Here is a 23901-nt window from a genome sequence, read left to right as displayed (position 1 = left end):
ACCGCCGTTGGAAGGCGCATAATTGGCGCAACGATAAAATATCCAGAGGACCCTGAATGTCTGAGAAGATCCTTTTGATAGGCGCCCCCATTCAGACCGGCACCCATTTGGGCGGCTGCCTCATGGGCCCCGATGCCTTTCGGACCGCGCAGCTGCCCAACCATTTGCAGGCGCTGGGTTTTGATGTTGAGGACCTTGGAAACCTCCGTGTTTCCGTTCAGGAACCACTCTCGCACACGAACCCGAAAGTGCACCATCTAGCAGAATATCGCGCCTGGACCCAAGTGCTTTACGAAGCAGCGTACAACGCCATGAGTGAAGGGGCCCTCCCGATTTTCTTGGGTGGGGACCACTCCATGGCCGCCGGTACGGTGTCAGGTGTGGCGCAGCACACGGCTGAACAGGGGCAGGAGCAGTTCGTGCTCTGGCTGGATGCTCACCCGGATTTTCACAGTCTGGACAGCACCGAGAGCGGCAACCTGCACGGCACGCCAGCGGCCTACTACACGGGAAGCAAGGATTTCACGCCCTATCTGCCGAAACTGGCAAACCCGGTGAAGCCTCAGAACGTGTGCATGATGGGCCTGCGCTCTGTTGACCGCGCCGAGCGCGATACCCTGCGAGAGGTTGGCGTTCTGGCCCATGACATGCGCAGCATTGACGAGAATGGCGTCATCAAGCCGCTCCGCACGTTCCTTGACCGCGTGAAAGCCAGCAACGGCAAACTGCATCTGAGCCTGGACGTGGACTTCCTCGATCCGGCGATTGCACCGGCAGTGGGCACCACTGTGCCCGGGGGAGCGACCTTCCGCGAGGCGCACCTGATCATGGAACTGCTGCATGATTACAAACTGGTCTCATCACTGGACCTTGTAGAGCTCAACCCGTTTCTCGACCATAGCGGCACCACGGCCCGCTTGATGGTTGATCTGGTGAGCAGCTTGTTCGGCAAGAGCATTCTTGACCGGCAAACGCGCGCCGCAGAAAATTTCTAATAAGAAGGGACAACCGCACATGGTGAAATTCGTAAGCGTCGACAACATTCTGGAGATTGTGCGCGGTCAGGGAATTGAAGACTTCCTGCACGGGCTGGCCGATTATGTTGAAGAAGACTTCAAGCGCTGGGAACTGTTCGACAAGATCCCGCGTGTTGCTAGCCACTCCAAGGTCGGCGTGATCGAACTGATGCCAACAAGCGATGGTGAGCTTTACACCTTCAAGTATGTGAACGGCCATCCCAAGAACACCAAGGAAGGCCTACAGACCGTTACCGCTTTCGGCTTGCTCGCCGATGTCGATACGGGCTATCCGGTGATGCTTTCCGAGATGACCGTGCTGACAGCCCTGCGGACGGCGGCAACTTCCGCGGTGGCTGCAAAACATCTGGCGCGTCCGGGCTCCAAGAGCATGGCGATGATCGGCAACGGCGCGCAGTCCGAGTTTCAGGCGATTGCATTCAAGGAGCTGCTCGGCATCACCGAACTGCGCCTTTATGACGTTGACCCGAAAGCCACCGAAAAGCTGATCCGCAACCTGAATGGACGGGGTTTCACCCTTACTGCCTGCAGCAGTCCAGAAGAAGCTGTGACAGGGGTGGACATCATCACCACTGTGACCGCAGACAAACAGAACGCAACCATCTTGACCGACAACATGGTTGGCAGCGGCCTGCACATTAACGCCATCGGCGGGGACTGCCCGGGCAAGACGGAACTGCACAAAGACGTTCTGCTGAAGTCCAAGATCTTCGTTGAATACCCACCACAGACCCGCATTGAGGGTGAAATTCAGCAGCTTGACGAGGACTACCCTGTCAACGAACTTTGGCAGGTCATTCGTGGCGAGGCACAAGGCCGCGACGATGAGCGTCAAATCACCCTGTTCGATTCCGTAGGCTTTGCAACCGAAGACTTCTCCGCACTGCGCTACCTGCATGATCGGGCGATCGCGACCGGCCTGTTCGACACACTGGACATGGTGGCCGACCCTGCCGATCCCCGTGACTTGTTTGGCCTACTGACGAAACCCGTAGGCCCAAAACTGGCCGTTGAAAACGGCGGTTGATCTCAACACTCAACGAGGCGCTTCGTTCCCTTCCGAAGCGCCTCCGTTCTTAAGGTGAGCTCACGGCTTGCCAGTAAAAATCGCAAGCGCCGGCGGCTTGCGATTTTCTTTGCCCTTCTTTACAGCTAGGCATCCTTCCTTAGGTCATCTCCAGCCGGATGCTTACCCATGAACGATTTCATTTTCACCGCCTTCAAGCTCGGCAAGGATGCCATTCGCCTGTTCATCGATATGGTGAAGGTAATGGTGCCAATCATGATCCTTGTACGCATTGCGATCGAGTTTGGCGCTGTTGAGCATCTGGCAAGCTTTCTCAGCCCCGTGATGGGCATAGCCGGTCTGCCAGCAGAAACGGGTCTTGTGTTCGCCACGGGCCTTCTGGTGAACAACTATGGTGCGCTGGCAGCCATGGTGGGCCTGCTGCCCGGAATGGAGCTGACCGTTGCGCAGGTGACAGTGCTGTTGTCCATGGTGCTGATTGCTCACGCACTTCCCCTTGAACAAGGCATCTCGCGCAAAGCAGGCGTAAGCTTTATCTTTTCTTCCGGCCTGAGACTGGTGGTGGGCATGGCCTACGGCGTGGTGCTGAACCTTATCTACGCTTGGGGCGACTGGCTGCAACAGCCCCTGGACCTGAGCTGGTTGCCAGTGGTGCCGCAGGCAGACGAGACGTGGTTGCAGTGGGCATGGTCCAGCGCTTCTTTGCTGTTCTCCCTGTTCTGGATCATTCTGGCGTTGATCATCTTCCTGAAGCTACTGGAAGTAACAGGCATCACCGGCCTATTGACCCGCTTGTTTGCACCGCTTTTGAGCTTGATGGGCATCAGCCCAAAGGCGACCAACGTCACCATGATTGGTGTATTGCTCGGCCTTTCTTACGGTGGCGGCCTGATCATTCGGGAAGCGCAAGCTGGCAATTTAAGCTCTCGGGACGTTGTGCTTTCCGTCAGCTTCATGGGGCTGTGCCACGGCCTGATTGAGGATCCGTTGGTGATGATGGCGTTTGGCGGCCACTATTCCGGTGTCTTGATCGGCCGGTTTGTGTTTACCGTGATTGCGATGATCCTCATCAGCCGCTTGATGCTGTTGCTGCCTGAGCAGCTGTTCGAGCGCTTCTTCTACCGCCCAGCACGGGCCTGAAGCGCAGCCTCTATTCGCCAATTCCAAGGGCAAAAGCTTCTTCTCGGATCAACCGGTCCGAGAGCACGAGCAGGATGAGCCCCGGCAAGGACGCCACCAGCGCGATGCCTGCCGCCGTTGCGCCCATGGCCCCGCCAGATATCTGCGAGAACAAAAGGGTTGGCAGAGTGACGATGCTGCCCTGCCCGATGAAGAATGTGAGCAAAAACAGATTCGTTGACACAAGGAAAGTAAAGAGCGCCCCGGCAAGCACCCCAGGCATAAGCATGGGCAAGGTGACACGGGTGAGCACTTGCCAATCGTTGGCGCCGAGGACGCGGGCATTGTCCTCAAAGCCTTGATCCAGCCCCTGATACACGGCGGTGAGCATGCGCACCATGTAAGGCACGGTGGGAATGAGGTGGACGATGATGACCCCCACATACGTGCCTGATAGGCCCAACCCCGTAAAGATCATCAAAAGCGCAATGCCGATGGCGGCTTCCGGCACCAGCAACGGAAGTGACAGAAAAAACTCCAGACGCTTCTTGCCGCGGAAGTTTGCTCTTGCCAGAACCCGCGCCGCGGGCAGGCAAATGAGCAGGCAGAGCAACGATACGGCAACACCGATGCCGATGGTGTTTACTGTTGCTTCAAGCACCTTTGAGGTGGGCGACAGCACATAATCCCACGCCAAGGGGAACGGCGAAATCTGCCGTTGTTCGAGCCACCAGACGGAGGGCAGCAGGTCCGGCCATGCCCAGCGGAACGCAAGGCTCTGGATGATGAGCGGTGCGAACGGGCCAATGGTAAAGGCAAGCACGGCGAGAATGAGCAGCTTCTGCCCGAACGTGAGAGAGCGAAGGCTTGCGCTGGCCATCAAAGGCGCCCCCGTTTGCGTTCAAAGCGGCGATAGGCAAACAGGTAACCTGCCAAGATGACCCCGGAAACCAGCGTGAGCGAGACAATTACCGCCATGCCCTGAAGCTGATAGACGTAGTTGGCGTCGTTGAAGTAACGCCATGCCAACACGGGAAGTGTTTCCGGATAGCCACCCCCAAGGATGAACGGGGCCTCGAACGCGCCGACATTGAAGGCAAAACAGATGAGAGAGGCGGAGACGATGCCGGGCATGAGCTGAGGGAGCGTTACTCGCCAGAATACCTGATGCGTGCGGGCCCCAAGGACCATGGCTGCTTCCCGTGTGCCCTGACCGAGCCCTAAAAGGACAGCCAGAATGGCCATGGTCATGAACGGCACCTGCTTCCAGACATAAACGGCAATGATGCCCCAGCCCCAATGACTGTGCAGGATGGCCGGGAACGCGCCGGGATCTGAAATAAGGCCCAAGCTGGCCGCAAGACGGGAAATGATGCCGCCGTTCCCCAGCATGATCAACGCAAGAGCGATCCCAACACTGTACGGAACCATAAGCGGCAAACGCGAGACGGCCAAAAGCACCTTTGAGCCGCAAAAGCGACGCTCAAACGCCAACGCCAGCGGCACAGAGATGATCAGCCCCAACAGCGTTGAAACGACGCCGTAGTAGAGCGTGAGCCCAAGGGAAAGCCAGAAATCCGGCGAAGACCATAGTGCCACGAAGTAATCGGGGTTGGGAAACTCGTTGATGCCGAACCAAGGCGCAAAACCGAAGCTTTGAAGCAGACCAAGCACAAGCGCACCGCCAAACAAACCCAGCATGACCAGAAGCAACGGGGCAAGCTGGAGCTTTTCCCGAAGGCTTAAAGGTTGGCGGTGTGAACTGGGGCGGTCGTGCTGGATCATCTCAGGGAATGAAGGGGCGAGGCCAATGCTCGCCCTCTCCTCTTGTTTACTTCAGATTGGCGACCACTTCGGCCACCACATCCTTGATTGGCTTGTCCGAACCGCGCTCGATCACCTCAAGCCATGTGCCTTCAATGACGTCCACGAGGCTGGCGTTGGTGTCTGGCGCGATGTTGGCGTCAAACTCTGCCTGCGTCACACCGTAGTGCGGCGGCGCGGCTTCATTGATGATGGCTTGATCCGCTTCTGCAAGCTTCCAGGTATCCAGCCCAGCCGGCATGCCTGCCTGTTTCATCATGGCAGCTTGAGAGGCAACGGAAGAGAAGTAGTTGATTGCAACCAAGGCCGCAGCCGAGTTCGGACTGTTAAGCGGAATGGCAAGATAGCTCTTGTTCTTGATCATGTTGCCCGCTGGGAAAATCATTTCCTCCGCTGTTTCCGGGTATGTGCCGGTAATCAAACCCGCATAGACACCATAAAGGCCGAACTTGCAGTTGAAGTGCACCTCAGAGTTCAGAAACAGATTGTCCAGCTCGGAGGGGCCCTCTGGATAGCGTGGGTTGCCCTGCGGCCCACCCAACAGGAGTGGTTCGATTTCCTTCAGGTATGCGAAGCCCGGCTCGATCAGCGCTGCAAGCTTGTCTGCACCAAGCTCCTCAAGCGAGAGCTGGAACGGCTCGGCACCCGTGCCTTCCGGATTGTGCGCATAAAGCACGGACTGCACAAATGTGTTGCCCAGATAATGCGGCGGCTTCACGTAGGCGAACTTGCCCGGGTTCTGTTCCAGATACGCCTTCAGATCTTCGAAGGTGGCTGGGGTTTCCTCTTGAGATACATGAGCGCGGTCGACCGCACAGACATACTGCTCGCCGGACCATGGCATCTCCATGCGGTCAGTGGCCGTGCCAAAATCGCTGAGGTTGAGCTGCGCGCGCGGGTCAGCGTTGTCCCATTCGAAGTTCACGGAGTTTGGAAGCTTGTCTGCAAAGCTGCCCCAAAGCGCACCTTGTTGCTTGAGCGTGAAGAAATTCTCGCCGTTGACCCAGAGCATGTCCACGGAGCCCTCTCCCTCGCCTTTGCCAGAAGCAAGCTGAGCAAGGATCACGTCAACAGTATCCTTGGTGGCGGTGATGCGCACCGGGTTGAGGGTGACGCCTTCTTCGGCCAGTGCGGGCTTGGCTACCTGATCAATCCAGAGATTGATGATATCGCTGCCACCCCAATAGTAGAAGTTTACGGTGCCTTCGTCCTGCGCCCGCTTGGTCACCTCGCTCCAGTCCATCGAGCCGGAGAGAAACTGAGACCGGAACTCGGCGTCATCCATTGCGTGCGCGGTCGTGGTGCCCAGCAGCGCGGTCAGAAGCACGGCGCTCCATCCGATTTTCTTCAAGTTCTTCATTGATACTCCCCATGATTGTTGTCTGAAGGTGTCCCAAGCACCCTTACCTAGACAAAACTCCAATGTGATCCCGATGAATTTGCAAATTGACGGGTTGCCCCACTTCCAGAACACTGGTGGAGGGCTGGTCCATGACAAGACGGTGAGCGCCAACTTGTACGGCGCAGCGTGTCACAGCCCCCAAGAATTCGACGGCCTCTACGGTGCCGGACAGCCTGTTGATCTGGCATTGCGCCGAAGAGTGGTCTGAAGGCTCCACCAGTTCAATGGCTTCATAGCGCACCATGGCTCTGCTCCGCCCGGCTGCAGCCCCATTTGTGCTGGCGTCCAGAGGGCCGAATGGCGTTTCAATCTTTTCTTCCGCGAGAACAGTGCATTCAAAGATATTCGAATGCCCCATGAAGCGCGCGACGCGCTCCGATTTCGGGTGATGGTAAACCTGTTGCGGCGTGCCGAGCTGGGCCAGCTCGCCGTCAAACATCACGGCGATCCGGTCTGCCAAATCCATGGCCTCCACTTGATCATGGGTCACCAGCACCGTGGTCATGCCCATGTCGCGCTGCAGCTGCTTTAAAAAGCTGCGCATCTCGGTGCGCAAGGACGTGTCCAAGCTGGCAAAGGGCTCATCCAAAAGGAGCACCTTGGGACAAGTGACCAAAGTACGCGCAATGGCCACACGCTGCATTTGTCCGCCCGAAAGTTGGGAGGGAAAACGGTCCGCATACTCTGAAAGCTGCACGGCCTCCAGCATGTCGTGAACTTGAGCCTTGATCTTTGAGGCGGGGATACCGCGCACCGACAAGCCAAAGGCAACATTGTCGTAAACACGCATGTGCGGGAACAAGTTGAAGCGCTGCGACACCAGCCCCACGTGGCGGTGCTGCACCGGGACGCTGGTCATGTCTTCCCCATCAAACAGGATGGCACCTGCGCTCGGCGTTTCGAGGCCGCTGATCATGCGCAAGGTGGTGGTCTTGCCACAACCAGAGGGGCCGAGGAGCACAATGAACTCTGCCGCTTCAATGGAGAGGTTCACGGCGCGAACGGCAACTTGGTCGGAAAATTCCTTGGAAAGGTCGGTGAGCCGTAGCTGCGTCACACGCACCTCCCGAGCCCTGAGCTCTGTCGTTCAAACTGGCGACACGCGAACACCTGCACCGATCCTCTTTGCACCCCGTTTCATGGCAAAACCCCTATGGGTGCCCAGACTATTTTAGAGTGCTTCAATGGGTACAGTAAAACCAGTGTGATTAAAAGGTGAAGAGCGCCAAATGGTTGACGCTCTTCACCTAATCCATACATCACTAGGTATTATCCATCAAGCCCGGGAAAGCCAACAGCCATGCGGCCTTCATTGGTCTTCAACGAAAAGTCGCTGCCGAGATACTCATCACCGCCCGGCCCCATGAGGAAGGCAATTGTCTTGGCCACCCACTCCGCTGGAATGTGGACCGAGAAGTCGAGCTTGCTCACCGGATTGATGCCGGAGGACTTGATGGCCACCTGCATTTCCGTTGCAACAGTTCCCGGCGACAGACCCACGACGCGGATGCCCTTGTCGCCCAATTCCTTGTGACCAGAGCGGGTCAGCATGAGCGCGCCTGCCTTGGTTGTGCAGTATTGGCTCCAGCCATCTAGTGGCGCATAGGCTGCCCCTGAGCTGATATTGATGATTGTGCCTCCGCCGACTTTCAGCATTTCTGGGGCCGCTGCGCGCATGCCGTAGTAAACACCCTTGATGTTGATATCGACAACCTTTGCCCACTCTTCCGGATCACTTTCAATGAGAGGTGCAATCGGCTCAATGACGCCCGCATTGTTCACCAGAACATCGACACCGCCGAAGGTGTCTACCGTATGCTTAACGAGCGCAGCAACGGCGGTGTAGGAGCTGACATCGCATGGAAATGCTGAGGCTTCGCCCCCAGCTGCCACGATCTCTTCCGCAATTTTCTTGATCGCTTCACCACCGCGCGCGGCCAGCACGACCTTTGCGCCCTGCTCCGCCAAAAGGCGGGCCGCTGCTTCACCAATTCCCCGGCTGGCGCCAGTAATGATAACGCGCTTGCCTTCAACTGCACTCATTTCACACTCCGTTGTTCATCCTGCGAGACAATGCCAACACGGCCTAGTTGTAGTACTTAGACAAACCGTGCGTCGCTTTCGAGGTTTTATTTCATGCGCAGACTGCTAAAAACCTCTAGTCATGCATTACATTCCTGCGTAGTTTGCACGAATGGACCTTGATGCTTTGAAGATCGCTGCGCTTGTCGCAACACATGGCAGTTTTGCGCGCGTTGCTCGACTGAAGAATGTAGACCCCTCCTCCATCTCTCGCAGTGTGGCGGGTATCGAGGAACAGCTTGCTTTGCGCTTGTTTCAACGTTCCACCCGTCGCCTGACACTCACGGAAGAAGGGGCGCGCTACCTGGAACGCATCGGGCCCTTGCTGGATGAAATGGAGCTGGCCCACGAGGAGGCGGCGGCATTCCGACAAAATCCGACGGGAACATTGCGTCTTACAGCGAGCATTGCGTTTGGGAGCGAATGTATTGTGCCGTTGCTACACAAGCTGCAGGCGCAACTGCCCAACCTGATCGTTGAACTGCAATTATCCGACAGCAATCTGGACTTGGTAGAGAACGGAATTGACCTTGCAATCCGTCTTACGCCTGCCCCAGAGGGGGAGCTGATCAGCACCAGACTGCGTACAACCCGTTATTATATTTGTGTTTCTCCAGATTTCCTGAAAACCAGCCCTCCCCTTGCGACCCCAGAGGATCTCAAGGAGGCCAATTGCTTGAGATATGCGTTGCCACGCGTACCGCATGTTTGGCGCTTTAGAGGTAAGGATGGCAATTTGAGGGAAATTTCCGTCGATGGAAGCTGCTCATTTCAAGCCCTCTGGCCGTACGTGAAGCAGCGCGACATGGGTTGGGGCCAGCTCTGCTCGCTGACTGGTTGGTCGACGGCGATTTGAAATCCGGAAGTCTGGTGCGTCTTTTTGAAGACCATGAAGTAACGGCGACGGAGTTCGATACAGCGGCCTACGCACTCTATCCTAGCCGCGCCTACCTGCCCGCCAAGACGCGGGCTGTTCTGGATTTCCTCAAGGCTCACCTCTGAGACAGGCCAACTGGTACTATAATTTATGTTGAATTGGATATTTTAGAGATCCACATTTTCGCTAGGCTGCCAGCATCAACCTTACTCAGCAGGATAGCAGAATGCAGCTGAACGAACATGGCCAACCCATTGGCGCGCACTTGCCTGACTGGAAAGGCACCCAAAAGCCAGAGGCCAGTACACTTGAAGGGCCCCGTGTCACCCTTAACCGCTTGGACCCCGCCCTGCACGGTGACGATCTTTTGGCCGCGCTTTGCGCAAAAGGCAGCGAGGCCAACTGGACGTACCTTGCCATCGGCCCCTTTGACGGACGGGAGGCGTTTGATCGCTGGCTCGCAGCAGCAACCCGGGATCAAAACGCGCTGTTTTATGCCATCCTTGATCGCCGTAGCGGGGCAGCCGTGGGCGTTGCAAGTTATCTGCGCATAGATCCAGCCCACGGCTCCATTGAGGTTGGGAACCTGCACTTTTCCAGCCAACTCCAGCGAACGGCACTGGCGACGGAAGCCATGTACCTGATGATGCGGCACGTTTTTGAAGATCTGAAGTACCGGCGATATGAATGGAAGTGCCACGCCCTCAACGAGAAGTCTCGCGCCGCTGCAGAACGCCTTGGCTTCACATTCGAGGGCATTTTCCGGCAAGACAGGGTGGTGAAGGGATGCAATCGCGACACGGCCTGGTTCTCTATACTGGATGGAGAATGGCCGCACATAAAAGCCGGATTGGAGATATGGCTTCGGGAGGAGAACTTTGACGCCGATGGCCGCCAGATCAATCCTTTGCGACTTGCTAGGTAAATGGAGAGCTTTGCGCCCCCTCGTACAGGCGAACGAACGAGGGAGCGCTGGCTATGAAAGGCCCTCTTAGTCGGTCAGAGCCTTTTCATCCTCATCAAGGAACTCAAAGAGCACGTCTACAATGAGTTGGTGATCTTGTTCCTGTGGTAGACCGGAAACCGTGATTGATCCAACTACCCCTACATCACGAATGATCAAAGGGAAACTGCCACCATGGGATGCAAAATCTTTTGGATCGACGCCAGAGTCGTCGTACATGCTCTTTCCCTTGGCCTTATAATAGTTGCCAAGGTACCAGGTGCTGTGATGATAACGGTCCACTGAGTGCTTCTTGCGCCGCACCCATTCAAGATTGTCACCACGCGCACCAGACATGACAAATGAGAACAGGGTCAAGCCGTTCATCGTGATATCGATTGCCACACTCGCCCCGCGTTCTTCCGCAGCGGCTTTAAGGGCACAGCCCAGATCCCAAGCCCGATCATGAGAAAACCAGGTGAACTGAAGTCGGCTTTCCTGTTCAAGCAGGGTGTGCAGAAGTTCTGACATGTCGCGCCTCGATAGACTACAGAAATACGGTTCTGTTTGCGGCGCTGCTTTCGTAGGCAGCCTCGATGATCTTGATGGTGGCTATGGCTTGTCTTGGCTCCACAGGCACCGGGGCATCGCTGCGAATTGCCGCAGCCATTTCCAGATAGAACTGTTCATAGCCGCCACGCTCCGTTGGCACGGATACTGTTTTGCCTTCAGAATCAGTGAACTCTCCCCACCGAGCTTGCGGGTCTTCGCCCCACCCGTCCGACCCCGGACCTTTAAGCTCCCGCAACAAGTCTTCTTGCGTGTCCATGCCGTATTTGATGAAGGCCCCTTTGGTGCCAAACACCTGAAAGCGCGGGCCCTCGGCGGTGCTGAGGTTATTGCCGTGGACGATTACATCACAGCCCTCATAAGCAAGGCAGATGTGAAAGTGATCAACGGCCTGAGCACCCGGACGCTGCTGGCGCAGCTTGGCCGTAACCGCTTGCGGCACGCCAAAGAGGGATACAGCCTGATCGATCAAATGAGATCCAAGATCATAAAGAATTCCAGCGCCTGGTATGTCCTGCTCGCGCCAACGTACCTTCACCTCTGGGCGAAACCGGTTGTAGCTTGAAAACAAGGTATGAACGGTGCCCAGCTGGCCCTCATTCATCAACCTCTTGATGGTGAGGTAGTCTCCATCAAAACGGCGGCTGTGATAGATGCTAAGCTTCTGGCCAAACTCCTGCGCCAGAGCCGCAATGCGTTCGCCCTCGGCACTTTCAATGGTGAACGGCTTTTCCACCACCACATGCTTGCCTGCGCGCAAGGCCTTTTCTGCAAACGGGCCATGGAGTTCATTCGGGGTTGCGATAACCACCAGCTCCTCATCACCCTTTTCAAGCAGCTCCTCAAGGGAAGCGTAGACAGCCGCATCCGGCAACTGGCCCTTTACCTTTGCCGGGTTGCTGGAGACGACGCTTGTCAGTTCAAACTCTTTCAGAGCCTCGATAATCGGTGCCTGAAATGACTGCCCGGAAATACCAAAGCCCACTAGTGCTGTCTTTATCGCGGTCATAGCGTTCCCTGCTGCTCCCAAAAAGAAAAGCGGCAACCCGGCGCGGAGGAGCCGGGCTGCCAGGGAGGAATGGTGCCCTGTGGGAGGTGCAGGGTCACCATCAGAGTGTCGCGGTCAGGAAAGTTCCAATTCTTTCTTCAAGGTTGCTTCCACGTCGGCGACAGATCCCGCGTTCATGAGCTTTTTGCGGAACTCTTCCTGCATGATCCGGCGGGCCAGCTTTGAGAAGATCTTCATGTGCTGGTCACCGGCGGCATGCTTGTTCAGCGTCAACATGATGATGAACTGAGCTTCCTCATCACCCCACTGGATTGGCTGTGCCAGACGGGAAACGCTGATCGCTGACTGTTCGATATGTTCAGACTTGGTATGCGGGATCGCGAAACCGAAGCCAAGGCCAGTTGAGAACACATCTTCGCGCGCCCACAAATCATCTGCCAGCTTGTCGCGGTATCGGCAGCGTCCAGCGAGGAAGAGGTTATCAGATAGCGTCTTGATAACCTCTTCCTTGGAGCGCAGGTCGACATCCAGCGTGATGCACTCTTGGGAGACGAGAGGCGCATCAGACTGTTCCATGCGGAACTGGGCAAGAAGATGTTCCACCTCCAGGGAGGTCCGGCATTCCATGGCCTTGTTGAGCAGGATGCGACATTCGCGACTGTCGAGCTTGGAGACACGCTCTTTGGTTGCCGGAATGCTGGGAGCACTCATGCTGATTTCATCAAGACCCATGCCGATGAGCAGAGGCAGAACAGAGCCTTTCGCACCAAGTTCACCGCAGAGGCCAACCCACTTGCCGTGGCGGTGGACGGAACTGACGATGTGATCAAGGGTACGCAAGAACGCAGGGTTCAAGCTGTTGTAGTGCTTGGTCACCTTTGCATTATCCCGGTCAACGGCCATCAGGTACTGAGTGAGGTCGTTGCTACCGATGCTGAAAAAATCCACTTCTTCGCAGCACTGATCGATGATGAAGGCCACGGATGGGACTTCGACCATGATGCCCAACGGAATTTTCTCGTCGAACGGAATGTGTTCTTTGCGAAGATCCTGACGAATTTCTGCCAGAACGTCCTTGACCCAAAGGATTTCTTCCAAGGAAGAGATCATCGGGATCATGATCTTCAAGGAACCATGAGCAGAAGCGCGGAGGATCGAGCGCAGCTGTTCCTTAAACAAGTCGCTGAACTCTTCGTAGATACGAACGGCACGGTAACCGAGGAACGGGTTGTTTTCCGCAGGGATCTTCAGATAGTCGACAGGCTTATCGCCACCGATGTCGATGGTTCGAATGATGATGGACTTGCCTTCTGCCGCTTCAATAGCCTGACAGTAGATGTTGTAGAGCTCATCTTCATCCGGGGCGGACGTGCGGTCCATATACAGCATCTCGGTTCGGAACAGACCGATGGCTTCCGCGCCGTTTTTGAAAGCCGGGAAGGCTTCGATGGAGTGGGCGATGTTTGCCGCCAATTCCACCGGCTTGCCATCTGCCGTCATACCCTTCTGATCTCTGAACGCGGCCTGACGGTCTTTTACGGCGTCTTGAACACGCTGCTCCTGCTCGTAATAGCGCGCTACCGGCTCAGTGATGTCGGTTACGACCAGGCCGAGATCACCATCGACAAGAACCTGCGCGCCGAGTTTGTCGCCGAGCTTGGCTTCATCGACGCCAACCAGAGTTGGGATCGCAAAAGAGCGCGCCAAAATGACGGTGTGTGACGTGCTGCCGCCGCGGGTCAGGATCAGCCCCTTCAGCAGGCTTTTGTCCAGCTCAAGGAATTGGCTTGGGGTCAGATCGTCCGCCACACAAACCGTTGGCCCTTTGAGCGTCAGCTGATTGGAGAACTTTTCTTCGCCATAGATTGCCTGAAGCAACTGGAAGCATACATCGCGAATATCCAACTCACGCTCGCGCATGTAAGCGCTGGCGGAGTTTTGAAGCTGCGCGCTGTAGTGCTTTGCCGTTGCAATGACTGCCTCAGCTGCGCTTGCGCCATCCGCCAGATTTCCGTCAAGAGTGGCCTTGAACTCCACATCCCGTACAATAGCCAGGTGGGCCTTGACCACATCGGCCTCGGTTGCCGCCGCACTTGCCAACTGAACTTTGAAGGTGCGCGCGAGCGTTTCAAAACCAACTTGAAGCTGGGCTTCCTCCTCCTTGGCTGACTTGGCTGCGGGCAAATCGGTCAGGCTGTCGAAGTTGACCGCACCTACGCGAACCAGCAGGCCTTGTCCGAAACCGCCACTTACAGCGCGCCCCCGAACATGTTCTGCCTGCAAGTTGGAAAAGTTGCGCGGCAACGGCAGGAACTCGCCCGCGTCTTCGCCGCCGGTCTCCAGAGGCGCGTCGCAATGCTCGAACTCGGTATCAATGAATTGCTTGACCTTTTCATAGGCCTCGCCCTCGTCAGCGCCCTCGATGGAGATGGTGCAGCTGTCTTTGTAAAGGGTGTCGGTACCAATCAAGGAGAGGACACTCTTGGCGTTGCCAGTGATACCGGTGCGTTCGTTGGTCCACTTTATTTCAGAGGTGAAGTTGTTGCACAGCGTCTCTACGTGGTTTGCCGGGCGGGCATGAACGCCATTTGGCAACTCGCAAGTAAAGGTGAAGGTTTTCATTTTGTGTCCCTCAGAATCAATAGGGTAGCTCTGGGTCAAGCTGTTGAACGAACTGTAGCGAGGAACAGCGCGCAGCTCCATTGGACAAAACTTCGTTTTACTGGACAAACGTTAGAATACCACACCTCATTCACCTTCATCAGAAATACTACATATATCAGATATGTTCCCGAGGGCAAAATCGCACATCAACAATATCCATATTATTTATAGTTATTTATCAGATACTTAAAACGACAAATGTAATATATACATTTTCACATAAGGTCTTTTTCGTATATTTCTCCGCGGCATATATCTAACATTTATCCAGTAAATAGTATTTTTGTCCTCTACTTGGATAGCACAAAATTTCTCATACTGACGACGATTTCCAAAGGCCTCATCGAGGTCGGGCCCATTGGAAGCATCCGATCGTTATTCGTTCTTATTCTCTGGGGAGGATTATCAGATGAATGATCTTATCTTGATCCTGAAAAATACAAGGCAGCACCTGATGACAGGTGTGTCATACATGATTCCATTCGTGGTAGCAGGCGGCATTTTGCTTGCAGCATCTGTCATGCTGTACGGTGAAGGTGCTGTTCCTGCTGAAGGGACATGGCTTCATGACCTGTTCTTTATTGGTGTTGCCGGCTTTCAGCTGATGGTGCCAATCTTGGCGGCTTACATCGGCTATTCAATTGCCGACCGCTCGGCCCTTGCTCCGGCCGCAATCGCTGCCTTCATTGGCGCGAACATGTACAACACCGGCTTCTTCGGCGCGATCTTCGCCGGTCTGCTCGCTGGTATCATTGTGCACTATCTCAAGAAGATCAAAGTGCCAGCGTTTGCGCGCTCCATCATGCCGATCTTCGTCATCCCAATCGTGGGCACTTTCATCACGGCTGGTGTCATGGTGTGGGGTATCGGTGAGCCCATCGGCATGGCCACGGCATCCTTGACCGAATTCCTCCGCGGCATGCAGGATTCCAGCATCGTGGTTCTTGCAATCGTGATGGGCCTGATGATCGCTTTCGACATGGGCGGACCGGTCAACAAGGTGGCCTATGCCTTCGTGATCATGTGCGTGGGTGAAGGCATCTACAACGTTGCTGGTATCAGCGCTGTGTCTGTGGCCGTTCCTTCTATTGGCATGGGCCTTGCCACGTTCATCAACAAGAAGCTTTATGAACCTACTGAGCAGGAAGCTGGCCGCGCCTCCTTCCTGATGGGCACCGTGGGCATCACCGAAGGCGCAATTCCTTTCGCCGCAGCGGACCCACTCCGCGTTCTGCCATCCATCATGATTGGTACTGCATGCGGTGCTGTAACCGCAGCTCTGCTGGGCGTTGAGTGTTTCGCAGCCTGGGGCGGCCTCATCGTGCTCCCTGTTGTTGATGGTCGCTTCGGCTTCATTGTTGCCCTGGCTGTTGGCGCTGTCGTCACCGCCCTGATGGTGAACACCCTCAAGGCAATGCGCAAGGAAGCACCGTCGAAAAAGGAAGCCGAGGACGATAGCGAACTCGACATCTCCTTCGGCTGATTTAACAGCGCACAGACCCAAACACGACATTTAAAAACAAAAGGCGAAAATCATGACCAACGTTGTAGCAGTAACTGCATGCCCATCTGGCGTAGCCCACACCTACATGGCCGCTGAAGCAATCGAACAAGCTGCAAAGGCAAAGGGCTGGGGGTGTAAAGTTGAAACCCAGGGCTCCATTGGCACCGAAAACGAGCTGACCGCTGAAGACGTATCAGCAGCAGATGTTGTCATCCTCACCAAGGACATCGACATCAAAGGTCAAGAGCGCTTTGAAGGTAAGCTGATTGTCCGCATCGGTGTAAGCGATGCAGTAAAACGCGCTGCTGCGGTGATGGACAAGATTGAAGCCCACATCAACCAGGCTGCCTGATCCCAAGACGGCCCGCAGGGAGCTAAGGCTCCCTGCTTCCCCCGAAAAATACTCAAAAAATTTCCCGAACGCGAAGCCACCACGGAGCTTTTGATGAGCACTCCAAGAATTGAACGCCTAAAGGCAGACCTCTTCAAAGACAAGCGCGAGATTTCTCTTGAACGCGCCCTGCTCTACACAGAAAGCCACAAACAGACTGAAGGCCAACACACGCTCGTGCGCCGGGCTCTCGCGACCGCACATATTCTCGACAATGTAGCAATCTCCATCCGCAGTGACGAGCTGATCGCGGGCAATCGCACCGTGAAGCCGCGCGCGGGTATCATGTCCCCCGAGATGGATCCTTACTGGCTCGACAAGGAACTGGATATCTTTGATACCCGCCCCCAAGACCAGTTCCACATCAGCGAGGAAGACAAGAAGATCTACCGTGAAGAGCTGCTGCCCTATTGGACCAAGCGCTCCATGAAGGACTTCATCAACAGCCAGTTTCCTGAAGAGATCAAGGCTGCGACTGCGCAGAAGATCTTCAGCGTGAACCAAACCGACAAAGGGCAAGGGCACATCATCATCGACTTTGAACGTCTTTTGGGCAATGGCTTGGGGGCGTTGCTAGACGAGTTGAAAGACCACAGCGTCAAGAACCCTGACAATGCCTTCTTTTCGGCAGTCGTGATCCTGCTCGAAGCCTCTATCCGTCACATTCGTCGTTATGAAACGCTGGCGCGCGAAATGGCAAAGACCTGCGGCGACGACGGGCGCGCGAAGGAGCTGTTACAAATCGCGGCGCTCTCCGCGAAGATCGCAACAGAAAAGCCTGAGGACTTTTTCGAAGCCATTCAGCTGTTCTGGTACATGAATGTGATCTTGCAATACGAATCCAACGCAAGCTCTCTGTCTCTGGGCCGCTTTGACCAATACATGCTGCCCTTCTACCGCGCATCTGTTGCAAAAGGTGAGAGCCCCGAGGCATTGAAGGAGTATCTTGAAAGCCTCTGGGTAAAGACCAACGATGTTGTGCTGCTGCGCTCAACAGGCAGTGCGAAATTCTTCGCCGGGTTCCCGACGGGTTATACCATTCTACTCGGCGGTTTGACCGCCAATGGTCGAAGCGCGGTGAACGAGCTGTCCACGCTTTGCCTCGACGCCTATCAGAGCATTCGCCTGCCCCAGCCAAACCTTGGCGTTCGGGTGAACGAGTTGATCGATCGCGAGTTCCTGCGCAAGACCGCAGAGACCGTGCGCATGGGTACGGGCATTCCGCAAATCTTCAATGACGAAGTGGTCGTTCCTGCCTTTTTGAACCGAGGCGTCTCGCTGGAAGATGCACGGGACTACTCTGTCGTCGGCTGCGTGGAGCTTTCAATCCCCGGCAAGACCTACGGTCTGCACGACATTGCCATGTTCAATCTGCTGAAGGTGATGGAACTTGTGCTGGATCGCAACAAGGACAACACCGAGGTTACTTTCGAGCAGCTGCTGAGCGAAATTCGCCAGGACATTCGCCACTATGTGAAGCTGATGGCGGAAGGCTCAAACATCTGTGACATCGGGCACCGGGACTGGGCCCCCGTGCCATTGCTGTCCTCCTTCATCAGCGACTGCATCGACAACGGCAAGGACATCACCTACGGCGGTGCACGCTACAACTTCTCGGGTGTTCAGGGCATCGGCATTGCCAACCTTTCAGACTCACTTGCATCGCTGAAGGCATTCGTGTTCGACGAAAAGCGTGCCACCTTCAAGGAGTTCATCGAAGTTCTGGAAAGCAATTTCGAGGGAGAAAAGGGCGAGCAGATCCGCGCCCGCCTGATGAACCGCTACGACAAGTACGGAAACGACATTGACGGTGTCGACACATACGGATCGGACATCCTGCGCTTCTACTGCAAGGAAGTGGAGCAATATGCGAACCCGCGCGGCGGTATTTTCACCCCCGGCTCGTACACCGTGTCAGCCCACGTACCGCTGGGCGCCGTGGTTGGCGCAACGCCAGACGGGCGCCACAGCGGTGATCAGCTGGCCGACGGCGGCTTGTCGCCAATGGTGGGCAAGGACCAAAAAGGCCCAACAGCGGTTCTGAAGTCCGTCAGCAAGCTTGACAACTACCTTCTGTCGAACGGCAGCTTGCTGAACGTGAAGTTCACGCCCTCCACACTGGAAGGCGAGCAGGGCCTGAACAAGCTTGCCGACTTCCTGCGAGCGTTCATGAAGCTGAAGCTGCAGCATATCCAGTTCAACGTACTCAATGCGGACACTCTCAGGGAAGCGCAGCAGCGCCCGGAGGACTTTGCAGGCCTTGTGGTGCGCGTGGCAGGCTACAGCGCCTTCTTCGTCGAGCTCTCCAAGGAAATCCAAGATGACATCATTCGCAGAACGGCCCATGAGCTCTAAGCCAAATGACTGTCTGGAGGGCGGCGGCGATGGTGCTGCCCCTTCCACGGGACGGGTGTTTAACATCCAGCGTTATTCGCTGAATGATGGCGAAGGCATTCGCACGGTTGTTTTCCTCAAGGGGTGCCCGCTGAGCTGCCCCTGGTGCTCCAACCCGGAATCCAGATCGTCCAAGCCGCAAGTCATACGTCGGGAGACCAAGTGCATTCATTGCGAAGTGTGTTCCTGGGATGTTGCTGAATGCCCCAGCGGCGCTTTGGAGCTGGTGGGCACCGACATGACGATGGACGAGCTGCTGAAGGAAATTGAAAAGGATGACGTGTTCTACCGCTCGTCTGGCGGCGGCGTCACCCTGTCTGGCGGCGAAGTTCTGACACAGGCCCGCTTTGCCATAGAGCTTCTCAAGCGCTTGAAGCGCCTTGGCTACAACACGGCAATTGAAACGACGGGCCATGGGAATACAGCCCTGTTGATGGAGATGGGCAAGTACTGCGATGAGGTTCTTTATGACTTAAAGATCATGGACCCGGAAACGGCAAAGAAGACGACTGGCATCAATCTCCAGCGCTCTCTCGATAACTTCCGCGGCCTGATTGCGCAGGGAACCCATGTCGTGCCCCGCATTCCGCTTATTCCGGGATACACGATGCATGCTGCAAACATTCAGGCCATTCTCGATTACCTGAGTGAATTTGATTTGAAAGAGGTCCACCTGCTGCCGTTCCACCAGTTCGGAGCCAACAAGTACGAGACCTTTGAGATGGAATACGAGCTCAAGGATGTGCCGGTTCCGACAGACAATGAAGTAGAGGCCATAAAGGCGCTGGTTGAAGCGCGTGGCTACAAAGTAAACGTTGGTGGGTGACCATGAAAAAGAAAATCTTGATTACAGGCGCAAACGGCTTTTTTGGAACCCGTTTCATCAAGAAGTATCAGGAGCAGTTCGATATCACCGCGACCGATGTTGAGCAGCTGGACATCACAAACGCAGACATGGTGGACGCCATGTTCAGCTCCGTGAAGCCTGACTACGTAATCCATGCCGCTGCAATTGCCGTGACCGACTTTTGCAACAAACATCCTGAGATCGCATGGAAGGTGAACGTTGAAGGTGCCATGAACGTTGCCAAGGCGTGTAAGGCGGTCGGCGCGAAGCTGGTTTTCATCAGCACTGAGCAGGTGTTCAACGGCAACGAAGAAGCTGGCCCTTATACAGAAGAGCACGAGCCAGTGCCGGACACTGTTTACGGCCAAAACAAGCTGGAGGCCGAAGGCAAGCTCAGGGAAATCCTCGATGAAATGTTGATCCTGCGTTTCACTTGGCTGTTTGGTCTCCCTGAGCGCCAGACCAGCATCAACCCGAATGTTCTATGGAATGCAATGCAGGCCCTGATCAACGGCACCAAGATGGCGGAGCGTCCCAACGAATTCCGCGGCCTGACCTATGCGCATGAACTGATCGACCAGTTCCCGAAAATCTTCGAGATCCCTTATGGCACCTACCATACCGGGGCTCACAACCCCGCCAGCCGCCATGAGATTGCGGAGCATATCCTGCGCGAGCTAGGGCAGGAAAAACGCCTTGCAGAGCTGCTTGAAGCAGCGCCCGCACCAAAGACCCGCGATGTGCGCCTGGACACATCCAAACTTGCAGCCCATGGCATCCGCTTCACTGAAAGCAAGGCTGCCTTGACAAAATGCCTGAGAGAATTCGGCTACTAAGAGACTAAATGAGGCTCCCATGATTTACATGCTCGACACTGCAGACATCGAAGCGATCAAGAAGGCCGTTGACCTCTACCCGCTTGCTGGTGTGACCACAAACCCTTCAATCATCGCGAAGGCCAACCGTCCATTTTCTGATATCATCCGCGATATTCGGGCGGCCATCGGCCCCGACCGCATGCTGCACGCACAAGTGATGGGCAAGACCGCTGAAGTCATGATTGAGGAAGCGCAAGCCATGCGTGAACTCGACGCGGACATTATCATCAAGGTCCCGGTAACACCGCAGGGTATCAAAGCCATGAAGGCGTTGAAGGAACGGGGCATTCGCATCACCGCAACCGCAATTTTGACCCCTCAGCAGGCGTTGATGGCGGCTGTCGCAGGTGCTGAGTTCCTGGCACCTTACGTAAATCGCCTCGACAACATTTGTGCGGATGGGACCCAAGTGGCCGCAGAGATCGCACATCTGATCGATGTTTATAAGCTGGACGCCAAGGTGCTGGCTGCATCGTTTAAAAATGTTCAGCAAGTGCACGAAATTGCCAAGGCTGGCGCGCAGTCCGTCACGATCGCTCCGGACGTTTTTGATCAGCTTCTGGTTCACCCCCTTACAGATTCCGGCGTTGCTGGCTTTGTAAGTGATTGGGAGGGCGTTTACGGGGAAGGCACAACAGTACTTGACGTCATCTAAATCAGAGTTGCGCCGGTTTGATTTAGCGCATATTACAGAGGCCCTACGAGATGATATCTCTAGGGTTTCTGTGGTGTGTGGGCGCAACTATGAGAATTGTCGGTGTTACAGCTTGTTTGAGTGGCGTAGCTCATACTTACATGGCTGCTGAACTCCTTGAAAAAAAAGCTAAAAAAGCCGGTCACTCGATCACCGTTGAGACCCAGGGTGCGCTTGGCTCAGAAAACACGCTGACAGCGGGCGTGATTGCAGACGCTGAGGCCGTTGTGATTGTCGCCGATATCAACATCGAAGGCTACGAGCGCTTCGAAAACGCGCGTGTGCTGCGCTCAACAATCAGTGCTTTTTTGAAAGACCCAAGTCATGTGCTTGATGCGCTGGAGAAGCTGCGGATCGCGCCTCCCGGCACCAAAATCAGCCTGTAGCTTCTGCCTTCATCCGGCTGCGGTACTGCGTTCTGTATTCTGAAGGTGAGCGTGCGGTTTGAGCCCGAAAGATCCGGCAGAAATAATTGCTGTCCGCGAACCCGCAGCGGTGGGCCACCTCCTTCACCTTCATGTCGTATTCTTTGAGCAAGTATTTGGCCCGCTCCAAGCGAATGTGGTTCAGATACTCATTGAACTTGACCTTGCCCTCCTTGGCGAACAGCTGGGACAGGTAGTTCGATGAAATGTAGAAGTGTTTAGCCACAGACTCCCGTGTGAGCTGCTCATGGTAGTGCTGCTCAAGATAGCCGCGAACCGCTTCAAACAGAGCCTTGCTCTTTGACGGGATTTCAGGCGCCTTGTGTGTGAGCTCACTAATGTGGCTCAGCAACGAAGCCACCAGCAACCGTGCGGTCTGCTGATCCTCAACATGCCAGCTCAGTTCTTCAAGCGCTTGCACAACAAACGTGCCGGTTCTTGGCCCTCGGCGCATGATGTTGTGCTTCAGTGCCGCATCAAAACTCTCACCATTCCACTTCAAGATGCTGAGACCGAAACTTTGTTTTCCGATCAAGATACTCAACGTTTCCACGGGCTGCGTGAGGATTGGCTTGTTCCAACTCTCCGCGGGAATGTACAGCGCGCTTCCGCGCGTCATCAAATGTTGGGTGTCGTCGCCGGTCGTGTTGCCCACCTCCATGAGCAACTGCCCGTCCAACACCATTTCAAGCCGCGGAAAGTGAACCTGATAGGCAAGCGGGGGCGGGGCAGGAAGATTGCCCGCATAAAAAACGCGTCTGATGCTGTGCGGCTCTTGCGCATAGCCCTCAAAGCGCTCAGTCAGGTTGGCATCACCAGAGGATAGCTCTGTTCGCACCATTGGTCCCCACTCACTCTAATATCTTAGAGATGTTCTACCAGAGACGCAGCCTCAGATGAAAGCGGGCTGAATGCGTATCTTCTGATTGCACCAGAAGTTAATCAGGTCGATGCCCGTCCAACATCGACCTGACTCTGATGACATGAAGTCAGCGCGGCACCGCATCTTCGGCGTATTGTGAAAGAAACGCGTCACTCGGTGGGATCGGCTTGATCACATCTAACAGAACACCATTGGGATCTTGGGTGATGAAATGGCGCTGACCGAATGCCTCATCGCGCAGGCTGCGGAGAATCGGGAGGCCTGCGGCCTGCAGCCGATCATGCACGGCATCAACATCCTCCACTTCAAAATTTAGCAGCAAGCCAGAGGCTTTGCCCGGCCCCTTTTCTGGAATGGTTTCGTGGCTGCCGTCGAGGATTGCCAAATTCACCTTGTCATCCTCTTTTGATTGCAGGTGAACATACCAATCAGCCTCAAACTTTCTTTCAAAGCCAAAATGAGCGCAATAGAACTGCGCCGTCTCTGAAACCTGGTCGGTCATGATGACCGGATAGTATTGGGTGCATCGCATGATTGCCCTCCTTCGACAAACGACATACAGTGTGTATGTATTTTTGAATTAACATACAGGCTGTATGTATGCAAGAGAAAGTTACGCTGCGTCGCAGTAACAAGGCGCGCTCGCAAGACACCACTCGCAAGCTGCTGGATGCGGCCCGCTCTCTGTTTGTCGAAAAGGGATATGCAGAGACAGGCACCCCGGAGATCGTAAAGGCGGCAGAGGTCACCCGCGGCGCGCTTTATCATCACTATACGGACAAGGCGGATCTCTTCCGGGCCGTTGTTACCCATGAGGCCGAAGCGATTGCCCACGAGATCAACGCCACCGCCCTCGAGGCAACGGACCCTATCGACGGGCTGATTTCCGGGGCGCGTGGCTATTTTACTGCGATGCAGGTACCCGGCCGGGCCCGTTTGATGCTGGTGGACGGTCCTGCTGTGCTTGGCGCCGATGGCATGAGCGAGATTGATCGCAAAGCGGGCGGTGAAAGCCTGAAGGAAGGCCTGGCCGCTGCAGCTGCAATGGCGAACAAGACAGATCTTCCGCTTGATGAGCTTTCCGTGGTGCTGTCCGCCGGATTTGATCGGGCGGCGCTGGAAATCACACAAGGGGGCGATGCCAACCGTTTTATAAGCTCCCTTGAGGTGCTGCTGCGCGGTCTGATGCGGTGAGTTGCCTCTTCCCTGCTGGTGAGGGCTTTTCCTCGGTGCAACCAAGTCCCGCCGCATCAACAATGGAACCGGGCAATGCGCTTGCCCAGGGCCAATTCGCCAGCACCAAGTCAGCACTGCCTCAATCAATAATGTTC

24 protein-coding genes are annotated in these 23901 nt (G+C 55.5%); 14 read left to right on the top strand and 10 right to left on the bottom strand.

Going from position 1 to position 23901, the window contains the following annotated elements; translation table 11 throughout:
* The first annotated feature begins 56 nt into the window (after positions 1-56).
* The 3 genes from rocF (at position 57) to PUV47_RS08010 (ending at position 3204) form a co-directional block, all read left to right on the top strand.
* The gene (gene rocF, locus PUV47_RS08020) at positions 57-995 is read left to right on the top strand and encodes an arginase (RefSeq protein ID WP_274217998.1); all 939 of its coding nucleotides are present in this window, start codon (positions 57-59) and stop codon (positions 993-995) included.
* 19 nt (positions 996-1014) lie between these two features.
* The gene (locus PUV47_RS08015) at positions 1015-2064 is read left to right on the top strand and encodes an ornithine cyclodeaminase (RefSeq protein WP_274217997.1); all 1050 of its coding nucleotides are present in this window, start codon (positions 1015-1017) and stop codon (positions 2062-2064) included.
* Positions 2065-2232: 168 nt separating this feature from the next.
* Positions 2233-3204 carry a nucleoside recognition protein gene (locus PUV47_RS08010; protein ID WP_274217996.1) on the top strand — a complete coding sequence of 324 codons (972 nt, stop codon included), beginning with the start codon at positions 2233-2235 and terminating at the stop codon, positions 3202-3204.
* A 10-nt stretch (positions 3205-3214) separates the two neighbouring features.
* Here the strand turns inward: PUV47_RS08010 and PUV47_RS08005 are convergent, their stop codons facing one another.
* The 5 genes from PUV47_RS08005 to PUV47_RS07985 form a co-directional block, all read right to left on the bottom strand.
* Positions 3215-4063 (bottom strand): ABC transporter permease, encoded by an 849-nt coding sequence (locus tag PUV47_RS08005; RefSeq protein ID WP_274217995.1) that lies wholly within the window; start codon positions 4061-4063, stop codon positions 3215-3217.
* Entirely contained in the window at positions 4063-4968 is a 906-nt protein-coding gene (locus PUV47_RS08000) for an ABC transporter permease (RefSeq protein ID WP_274217994.1), read from the bottom strand. Before PUV47_RS08000 ends, PUV47_RS08005 begins: the two co-directional genes overlap by 1 nt.
* A gap of 46 nt (positions 4969-5014) precedes the next feature.
* Complete coding sequence (locus tag PUV47_RS07995; protein ID WP_274217993.1) at positions 5015-6367, bottom strand: ABC transporter substrate-binding protein; 1353 nt, start codon at positions 6365-6367, stop codon at positions 5015-5017.
* Between the two features lie 43 nt (positions 6368-6410).
* Complete coding sequence (locus tag PUV47_RS07990; RefSeq protein WP_274217992.1) at positions 6411-7466, bottom strand: ABC transporter ATP-binding protein; 1056 nt, start codon at positions 7464-7466, stop codon at positions 6411-6413.
* 212 nt (positions 7467-7678) lie between these two features.
* Positions 7679-8452, bottom strand: coding sequence for an SDR family oxidoreductase (locus tag PUV47_RS07985; protein WP_274217991.1), 774 nt, complete (start codon positions 8450-8452; stop codon positions 7679-7681).
* Positions 8453-8603: 151 nt separating this feature from the next.
* Here PUV47_RS07985 and PUV47_RS07980 point away from each other — a divergent pair, with 151 nt between their 5' ends.
* From PUV47_RS07980 to PUV47_RS07970, 3 genes are all read left to right on the top strand, one after another.
* On the top strand, positions 8604-9347 hold the full coding sequence (locus PUV47_RS07980) for a LysR family transcriptional regulator (RefSeq protein WP_274217990.1): 744 nt from the start codon (positions 8604-8606) through the stop codon (positions 9345-9347).
* A complete protein-coding gene (locus tag PUV47_RS07975) occupies positions 9302-9493 on the top strand; it encodes a LysR substrate-binding domain-containing protein (RefSeq protein ID WP_274217989.1) in 192 nt (63 codons plus the stop codon). The genes PUV47_RS07980 and PUV47_RS07975 overlap by 46 nt, the downstream gene beginning before the upstream one ends.
* A 101-nt stretch (positions 9494-9594) precedes the next feature.
* Positions 9595-10293 (top strand): GNAT family N-acetyltransferase, encoded by a 699-nt coding sequence (locus PUV47_RS07970; protein WP_274217988.1) that lies wholly within the window; start codon positions 9595-9597, stop codon positions 10291-10293.
* 66 nt (positions 10294-10359) lie between these two features.
* Here the strand turns inward: PUV47_RS07970 and PUV47_RS07965 are convergent, their stop codons facing one another.
* The 3 genes from PUV47_RS07965 to ptsP form a co-directional block, all read right to left on the bottom strand.
* Entirely contained in the window at positions 10360-10842 is a 483-nt protein-coding gene (locus tag PUV47_RS07965; RefSeq protein WP_274217987.1) for a heme-degrading domain-containing protein, read from the bottom strand.
* Between the two features lie 16 nt (positions 10843-10858).
* A complete protein-coding gene (locus PUV47_RS07960) occupies positions 10859-11890 on the bottom strand; it encodes an oxidoreductase (RefSeq protein ID WP_274217986.1) in 1032 nt (343 codons plus the stop codon).
* A gap of 114 nt (positions 11891-12004) precedes the next feature.
* Positions 12005-14512 (bottom strand): phosphoenolpyruvate--protein phosphotransferase, encoded by a 2508-nt coding sequence (ptsP, locus tag PUV47_RS07955; protein WP_274217985.1) that lies wholly within the window; start codon positions 14510-14512, stop codon positions 12005-12007.
* Between the two features lie 451 nt (positions 14513-14963).
* Between ptsP and PUV47_RS07950 the strand changes: the two genes are divergently transcribed.
* The 7 genes from PUV47_RS07950 (at position 14964) to PUV47_RS07920 (ending at position 21648) form a co-directional block, all read left to right on the top strand.
* A complete protein-coding gene (locus PUV47_RS07950; RefSeq protein WP_274217984.1) occupies positions 14964-16037 on the top strand; it encodes a PTS fructose transporter subunit EIIC in 1074 nt (357 codons plus the stop codon).
* 52 nt (positions 16038-16089) lie between these two features.
* Complete coding sequence (locus PUV47_RS07945) at positions 16090-16410, top strand: PTS fructose-like transporter subunit IIB (RefSeq protein ID WP_274217983.1); 321 nt, start codon at positions 16090-16092, stop codon at positions 16408-16410.
* A 93-nt stretch (positions 16411-16503) separates the two neighbouring features.
* Complete coding sequence (locus tag PUV47_RS07940) at positions 16504-18804, top strand: formate C-acetyltransferase (RefSeq protein ID WP_274217982.1); 2301 nt, start codon at positions 16504-16506, stop codon at positions 18802-18804.
* Positions 18770-19669 carry a [formate-C-acetyltransferase]-activating enzyme gene (locus tag PUV47_RS07935; protein ID WP_274217981.1) on the top strand — a complete coding sequence of 300 codons (900 nt, stop codon included), beginning with the start codon at positions 18770-18772 and terminating at the stop codon, positions 19667-19669. Before PUV47_RS07940 ends, PUV47_RS07935 begins: the two co-directional genes overlap by 35 nt.
* Positions 19670-19671: 2 nt before the next feature.
* Positions 19672-20526 (top strand): SDR family oxidoreductase, encoded by an 855-nt coding sequence (locus tag PUV47_RS07930; RefSeq protein WP_274217980.1) that lies wholly within the window; start codon positions 19672-19674, stop codon positions 20524-20526.
* Positions 20527-20545: 19 nt separating this feature from the next.
* Positions 20546-21223 carry a fructose-6-phosphate aldolase gene (locus PUV47_RS07925; RefSeq protein WP_274217979.1) on the top strand — a complete coding sequence of 226 codons (678 nt, stop codon included), beginning with the start codon at positions 20546-20548 and terminating at the stop codon, positions 21221-21223.
* Between the two features lie 89 nt (positions 21224-21312).
* Positions 21313-21648: a PTS fructose transporter subunit IIB gene (locus tag PUV47_RS07920; protein WP_274217978.1), complete on the top strand. Its 336-nt coding sequence runs from the start codon at positions 21313-21315 to the stop codon at positions 21646-21648.
* On the opposite strand, the gene PUV47_RS07915 is transcribed toward PUV47_RS07920, so the two are convergent.
* Both PUV47_RS07915 and PUV47_RS07910 read right to left on the bottom strand, forming a co-directional pair.
* Positions 21638-22528: an AraC family transcriptional regulator gene (locus PUV47_RS07915; protein WP_274217977.1), complete on the bottom strand. Its 891-nt coding sequence runs from the start codon at positions 22526-22528 to the stop codon at positions 21638-21640. The two genes, PUV47_RS07920 and PUV47_RS07915, sit on opposite strands and share 11 nt — an antisense overlap.
* A gap of 148 nt (positions 22529-22676) precedes the next feature.
* Positions 22677-23102, bottom strand: a complete 426-nt coding sequence (locus PUV47_RS07910; RefSeq protein WP_274217976.1) for a VOC family protein — start codon at positions 23100-23102, stop codon at positions 22677-22679.
* Between the two features lie 68 nt (positions 23103-23170).
* On the opposite strand from PUV47_RS07910, the gene PUV47_RS07905 reads away from it, so the two are divergent.
* Positions 23171-23764, top strand: a complete 594-nt coding sequence (locus PUV47_RS07905) for a TetR/AcrR family transcriptional regulator (protein WP_274217975.1) — start codon at positions 23171-23173, stop codon at positions 23762-23764.
* Positions 23765-23901 lie beyond the last annotated feature (137 nt).

This window comes from Pseudovibrio exalbescens, from assembly GCF_028737195.1.
Classification (GTDB): domain Bacteria; phylum Pseudomonadota; class Alphaproteobacteria; order Rhizobiales; family Stappiaceae; genus Pseudovibrio; species Pseudovibrio zosterae.
This window is presented reverse-complemented; position numbering and strand designations above follow the sequence as displayed.

Excerpts from the sequence above, each read along its gene's own strand:
- rocF (WP_274217998.1), top strand. The coding sequence starts at position 57 with ATGTCTGAGAAGATCCTTTTGATAGGCGCCCCCATTCAGACCGGCACC.
- PUV47_RS08015 (WP_274217997.1), top strand. The coding sequence starts at position 1,015 with ATGGTGAAATTCGTAAGCGTCGACAACATTCTGGAGATTGTGCGCGGT.
- PUV47_RS08010 (WP_274217996.1), top strand. The coding sequence starts at position 2,233 with ATGAACGATTTCATTTTCACCGCCTTCAAGCTCGGCAAGGATGCCATT.
- PUV47_RS08005 (WP_274217995.1), bottom strand. The coding sequence starts at position 4,063 with ATGGCCAGCGCAAGCCTTCGCTCTCTCACGTTCGGGCAGAAGCTGCTC.
- PUV47_RS08000 (WP_274217994.1), bottom strand. The coding sequence starts at position 4,968 with ATGATCCAGCACGACCGCCCCAGTTCACACCGCCAACCTTTAAGCCTT.
- PUV47_RS07995 (WP_274217993.1), bottom strand. The coding sequence starts at position 6,367 with ATGAAGAACTTGAAGAAAATCGGATGGAGCGCCGTGCTTCTGACCGCG.
- PUV47_RS07985 (WP_274217991.1), bottom strand. The coding sequence starts at position 8,452 with ATGAGTGCAGTTGAAGGCAAGCGCGTTATCATTACTGGCGCCAGCCGG.
- PUV47_RS07980 (WP_274217990.1), top strand. The coding sequence starts at position 8,604 with ATGGACCTTGATGCTTTGAAGATCGCTGCGCTTGTCGCAACACATGGC.
- PUV47_RS07970 (WP_274217988.1), top strand. The coding sequence starts at position 9,595 with ATGCAGCTGAACGAACATGGCCAACCCATTGGCGCGCACTTGCCTGAC.
- PUV47_RS07965 (WP_274217987.1), bottom strand. The coding sequence starts at position 10,842 with ATGTCAGAACTTCTGCACACCCTGCTTGAACAGGAAAGCCGACTTCAG.
- PUV47_RS07960 (WP_274217986.1), bottom strand. The coding sequence starts at position 11,890 with ATGACCGCGATAAAGACAGCACTAGTGGGCTTTGGTATTTCCGGGCAG.
- ptsP (WP_274217985.1), bottom strand. The coding sequence starts at position 14,512 with ATGAAAACCTTCACCTTTACTTGCGAGTTGCCAAATGGCGTTCATGCC.
- PUV47_RS07950 (WP_274217984.1), top strand. The coding sequence starts at position 14,964 with ATGAATGATCTTATCTTGATCCTGAAAAATACAAGGCAGCACCTGATG.
- PUV47_RS07945 (WP_274217983.1), top strand. The coding sequence starts at position 16,090 with ATGACCAACGTTGTAGCAGTAACTGCATGCCCATCTGGCGTAGCCCAC.
- PUV47_RS07940 (WP_274217982.1), top strand. The coding sequence starts at position 16,504 with ATGAGCACTCCAAGAATTGAACGCCTAAAGGCAGACCTCTTCAAAGAC.
- PUV47_RS07935 (WP_274217981.1), top strand. The coding sequence starts at position 18,770 with ATGACATCATTCGCAGAACGGCCCATGAGCTCTAAGCCAAATGACTGT.
- PUV47_RS07930 (WP_274217980.1), top strand. The coding sequence starts at position 19,672 with ATGAAAAAGAAAATCTTGATTACAGGCGCAAACGGCTTTTTTGGAACC.
- PUV47_RS07925 (WP_274217979.1), top strand. The coding sequence starts at position 20,546 with ATGATTTACATGCTCGACACTGCAGACATCGAAGCGATCAAGAAGGCC.
- PUV47_RS07920 (WP_274217978.1), top strand. The coding sequence starts at position 21,313 with ATGAGAATTGTCGGTGTTACAGCTTGTTTGAGTGGCGTAGCTCATACT.
- PUV47_RS07915 (WP_274217977.1), bottom strand. The coding sequence starts at position 22,528 with ATGGTGCGAACAGAGCTATCCTCTGGTGATGCCAACCTGACTGAGCGC.
- PUV47_RS07910 (WP_274217976.1), bottom strand. The coding sequence starts at position 23,102 with ATGCGATGCACCCAATACTATCCGGTCATCATGACCGACCAGGTTTCA.
- PUV47_RS07905 (WP_274217975.1), top strand. The coding sequence starts at position 23,171 with ATGCAAGAGAAAGTTACGCTGCGTCGCAGTAACAAGGCGCGCTCGCAA.